The sequence below is a fragment of the Xanthobacter pollutisoli genome, from assembly GCF_040044995.1.
Taxonomy (GTDB): Bacteria; Pseudomonadota; Alphaproteobacteria; order Rhizobiales; family Xanthobacteraceae; genus Xanthobacter.
In genome coordinates this window covers 1-1073 of record NZ_JBDZDP010000076.1, presented here as the reverse complement: position 1 = coordinate 1073, position 1073 = coordinate 1, and the positions used below count along the sequence as shown (strand labels likewise).

The window sequence follows — 1073 nt, the reverse complement described above, 5'->3', positions numbered from 1 at the left end:
ACTGTGTAGCATAGGTGGGAGGCTTTGAAGCATTGGCGCCAGCCGGTGTGGAGCCATAGGTGAAATACCACCCTGTTGTTTTCTGATGTCTAACCTCGTTCCGTAAGCCGGAACAGGGACCCTCTGTGGCGGGTAGTTTGACTGGGGCGGTCGCCTCCTAAAGAGTAACGGAGGCGCGCGATGGTGGGCTCAGGCCGGTTGGAAACCGGCTGTTAGAGTGCAATGGCATAAGCCCGCCTGACTGCGAGACTGACAAGTCGAGCAGAGACGAAAGTCGGTCATAGTGATCCGGTGGTCCCTCGTGGACGGGCCATCGCTCAACGAATAAAAGGTACGCCGGGGATAACAGGCTGATGATTCCCAAGAGTCCATATCGACGGGGTTGTTTGGCACCTCGATGTCGACTCATCACATCCTGGGGCTGGAGCAGGTCCCAAGGGTTTGGCTGTTCGCCAATTAAAGTGGTACGTGAGTTGGGTTCAGAACGTCGCGAGACAGTTTGGTCCCTATCTGCCGTGGGCGTCGAAATTTGAGAGGAGTTGACCCTAGTACGAGAGGACCGGGTTGAACGTACCTCTGGTGTACCTGTCGTCGTGCCAACGGCGCAGCAGGGTAGCTATGTACGGACGGGATAACCGCTGAAAGCATCTAAGCGGGAAGCCTCCCTCAAGATAAGATTTCATAGGACGGTCGGAGACCACGACCTTGATAGATCGGATGTGGAAGTGCGGTAACGCATGGAGCTAACCGATACTAATTGTCCTATTCGCGCTTTGAGAGTCTCACACCATCAATGACAATCCTGGGTCACCAGCGAAACGTCAGCGACGGCGTGGATGATACAAGTCGAACGCCAGAACATACCTTCACATCACCAGCGCCCGAATGGTCCGGGCTGCTGGCAGACAAGGTGCATCGATTTTAAAACCCGTCACAATGCAGATTGCGACGGGGCCACCCAAGCCCAAACCCCGCATCCGCCCGCTTCATTGCCTGGTGGCTATAGCGTCGGTGTCCCACCCGATCCCATCCCGAACTCGGCCGTGAAACCCGACTGCGCCAATGGTAATATC

The 1073-nt window shown here is 55.9% G+C and carries 2 rRNA genes; both read left to right on the top strand.

Features of this window, described 5'->3' with window-relative positions:
• Nucleotides 1-776: ribosomal RNA gene (locus ABLE93_RS26930) — 23S ribosomal RNA — on the top strand; the annotation flags it as partial.
• 216 nt (nucleotides 777-992) lie between these two features.
• Nucleotides 993-1073 (top strand): 5S ribosomal RNA (gene rrf, locus ABLE93_RS26925); the annotation flags it as partial.